Consider the following 3,634-nt stretch of genomic DNA (forward strand, 5'->3'; position numbering starts at 1 on the left):
CTCGGGCGTGTTCTCGACCAACTGACCACCGGCCCGCCGCCAGCACCTCACCGGCAGCTGCATCAACCAACCGGTGTCCTCGTTCCCGGCGTTTTGTATTTCTCCGGCTGGTTTTCGGTTCGTTCCCCTCGGTCGCGTCGGCAGGGCTTCGCCTACAGTGCCGGTGGCCGGGGGTCAAGTTCGCGCTGAACGAAACCGCAGCTCACACACCCAACCGCCGCGCGCGGACTTTACCCCCGGACACCGGTGCTGTACCCCCCGGGCTGACGACGCGGCCGAGGGGAACGGACCGCACCACCCCACAAACCGCCGCCGCTGAGACTAGATCGGCCACCCTAGGGAACCGCGCTAGTTTCCCTGAGGTTGCCGAGGCCCGCCGGAGGCCCGGCCCTTCATCACAGCTCTTGATCTTGCCCCTGCTTGTGGCTCTTGATCTTGCTCTTGATCTGGCCTGTGCCTGTGCCCTTGCTCTGGCTTGCTGGAGTTGAAGAGGCCTGAGGTGCGGCGGGGTTGTGAACGCGCGAACCGGCAGCCGAGACACAGACTCGCCGCCCCGAACCCCGAACCGGCACAACTATGACCGAAGGCGTAAAAAGCTTTGAAACCCACACCCCAACCGCAACCCGGCTCGCAAACTCCAGCCCCCAGCAAACTCCAGCCCCCAGCAAACTCCACCCGCCAACGGATCCCGCCCGCCGACCGACACGTCGCGAACCACATCGCGAAAACTCCCGGGCAAACGTTGCCTGATACAGCACTAGCTAGACGACTGACTCCAAGGGGTGGCCGGGTCGCCCATGCTTGCTGCTGAGCCGTTTCGCAAGATTGCTTGTCAGGTGCGGTCCTGCTGCCGGCCACCCCTTGGAATCGGCCGTCTAGACTGAACAGTCGTTGGTCACAGGCGGAGTCGGTCAGAGGCGGCAAGGAGCGGCAGGTGGCGCAGGCGGCGCGGCGGCGGAACCCACGCGGGCAGGGCCAGGTGCTCCGCGACCAATTGGTCGAGGCGACGGCCCGGCTGCTGGCGACCATGGACCGGCCCGAGACGCTGACGCTGCGTCAGGTCGCGCGTGAGGTCGGGGTGGCGCCGGCCAGCATTTACGGCCACTTCCCCGATCTGACCGCGCTGATCGAGCACGTCCTGAAGCTCCGCTACGACGAACTCGGGCGCCTGATGAACGACGCGGCGGCCGATGCGGCGACACCGCTCGCCGAACTCGTCGCGCGGTGTGCCTCGTATGTGCACTGGGGTGTCGGGCATCCGGGGGAGTACCGCACCATCGTCGGTGGCGCGATGCCCGAGCAACTGGGGCCGCTGAACGCGCACGGCGCCGGCGAGGAGCTACTGAACGCACTTGTGCGGGCGCTCGCAGCGGCCGCAGTTCCGGGTGGGGAGCCGTTGGCAATGGGCAAAGAGTCCACGGCCGCAGAGCAGTGGCAAGCCGGGCTCATCCTCTGGACCGGGCTGCACGGTCTGGTCTCGCTCTACAACAGCCACGGCAACGTGCCGTGGCCCGCGCTCGACGATCTCCTGGCGCAGCTGCTCGGTCTGCACACCGGCCGCAGTAAATCAGAGATCGAAGACATTATGGCCGGTGGCGCTACCGCGTCATGACAGCCCACGAAGCGTGCCGCGAGCGGGGCAGTTCGTAGGTGAGGCACTGCTGGCGGCCTCTCCTCAGGGGGAGGCGGGGCCGCGGACGGCTCTTCGATCAAACCTACAGAGGCCGCACGTTGTAGTTCCCCTTGAAGAGGTTCGCGGGGTCGTACTGGCTCTTGACCGCTGCGAGCCGCTTGTAGGTGTCTGTCGGGTAGGCGGCGGCTATGTTCGCGTCGGTGGCCGTGGTGTTGAAGTTGGCGTACGTGCCGCTGGTGTGCGGGGCCAGCCGGTCCCAGATGGCGTCCAGGGCGGGCAGTCCGGCCTCGACCACCGGGGCCGGGCCGACCACCGCGGTCCCGATCATCAGCTCGGCGCGGCGGTGGGCGAAGGCGGTCGCGTCCTCGGTCACCCGGGCCATCGCGCCGCCGATGCTGCGGATGGTGAGGAACGGCGCGCCGGCCGTGGAGCCGACCTCGGTGAGGATCCGCACCGCGGTGTCCACGCCGGACCGCTCGACGAAGGCGTTCCGGGTGAGGAAACGGATGCCGGGCGGGGGTGTCTGGGCGTCTTCGAAGACGTCGCCGTAGGGCTTGAGGGCCACGTCGTCGGCGGTCACGGTGCCGAGGTGCCGGATGGGGTGCAGGGCGGCGTTCGCCTCGTCCTGGGAGTCCCCGTCGAAGGTCACGAAGATCTCGACCGGGGCCCGCGGTCCGCCGGCGAAGGGGTTGGCGAAGACGACGCTCGCGGTCAGGCCCTCGGGGGCTGTGCGCATGTACTCGACCCAGCCCGGGATGACCGTGGCGGCTTCCGCGCCGGGGAAGGCGATCTTGCCGTGGAAGACGTCGGTGGTGGGGTGTGCGGCGAACTCGAAGGCGGTGACGATCCCGAAGTTCCCGCCGCCGCCCCGCACGGCCCAGAACAGCTCGGCGTTGTCCTCCGCGTCGGCGATCACGACCCGGCCGTCGGCCGTCACGATCTCCACGCGCACCAGGGCGTCCAGCGCCAGTCCGTACTTGCGCACCTTCCAGCCCAGGCCGCCGCCGAGGGTCAGCCCGCCGACGCCGACCTGCTTGGTGTCGCCGGAGGAGAGGGCCAGGCCGTGCGGTGCCAGCGCGGTCGCCACCTGGCCCCAGGTGGCGCCGCCGCCGATACGCACCACATGCCAGCCGCCGTCCACGATCTCCACCCCGGACAGCAGACTCAGGTCGATGACGATGCCGCCGTCGTTGGTGCCGAAGCCCGAGAAGGAGTGGCCGCCGCCGCGGACGGCGAGCGGGAGCCCGGCCGAGGCCGCGTGGCGCACCGCGCTCTGGACGCCGCCGACGCTGCTCGGCCGCAGGATGACGGTCGGTGTGCCGGTGGCCAGGACCGTGCCGGCCAGGGCGTCGTACTCGGGGTGGCCGGTTTCGATGATGTCGCCGCTGAAGTCGCGAGTGAGGGTTTCCAGTGCTGTGGTCATGCCCATGAGATGGCGTCGCCCGCTGGATTGTGACGCGGGCGAAATGTGACCTGGGACACACCTGCTAGGCGCAGTGCGGGCTTCCGGAGTCCCATGCGGAGGTGCCGTACGCGTTCACGGCGCGAACCTGGAAGCAGGCCAGCGACGAGGGATCGCTGAACTCGTTGGGGCCTCGGAAGGACGTCCCCGTGGTGTTGTAGATCTGGTCGTACTTCTGGTGGCCGTTGCCGTCGGTGAACGTGTAGTGGACGTCGTAGCTGGTCGCGCCGTTGACCGGGGCCCAGGTGAACGTGGTGGCGTAGTCGTTGGGGTTGTCGGTGGCCCAGTTGACCGAGACCGCGGCGCCGGTCGGGGCCGCGGGCGCGACGTTGCTCGGCGGCGGGTTCGAGGTCGGCGGCTTGGGCGGGGTGGTCGTGGTGTGCGGCGGGGGAGGCGCGCCGCGGCTGGTGGTCTTGCTGCCGGCGGCCGAGCCGGGGGCGCCGTTCGATGCGCTGCCGGTGGCCGACGGCTGGTTCTGGGTGGTCGAGATCGCGCCGCTGGGGCTCGGGGTTTTGCCGGTGCTGTGCGATCCGGGAGAC

Annotated in this window: 2 protein-coding genes and 1 pseudogene; 1 reads left to right on the top strand and 2 read right to left on the bottom strand. The window is 69.4% G+C overall.

Annotated elements, in window-relative coordinates; all coding sequences use genetic code 11:
• Positions 1 to 934 precede the first annotated feature (934 nt).
• Positions 935 to 1,612, top strand: a complete 678-nt coding sequence (locus KGQ19_RS47955) for a TetR/AcrR family transcriptional regulator (RefSeq protein ID WP_212022227.1) — start codon at positions 935 to 937, stop codon at positions 1,610 to 1,612.
• Positions 1,613 to 1,715: 103 nt separating this feature from the next.
• On the opposite strand, the gene KGQ19_RS47960 is transcribed toward KGQ19_RS47955, so the two are convergent.
• Positions 1,716 to 3,056 (bottom strand): FAD-binding oxidoreductase, encoded by a 1,341-nt coding sequence (locus KGQ19_RS47960; RefSeq protein WP_230420552.1) that lies wholly within the window; start codon positions 3,054 to 3,056, stop codon positions 1,716 to 1,718.
• A 64-nt stretch (positions 3,057 to 3,120) separates the two neighbouring features.
• Positions 3,121 to 3,634, bottom strand: a pseudogene (locus tag KGQ19_RS47965) (hypothetical protein); the annotation flags it as partial.

It is taken from the genome of Catenulispora pinistramenti (assembly GCF_018274385.1).
Taxonomy (GTDB): Bacteria; Actinomycetota; Actinomycetes; order Streptomycetales; family Catenulisporaceae; genus Catenulispora; species Catenulispora pinistramenti.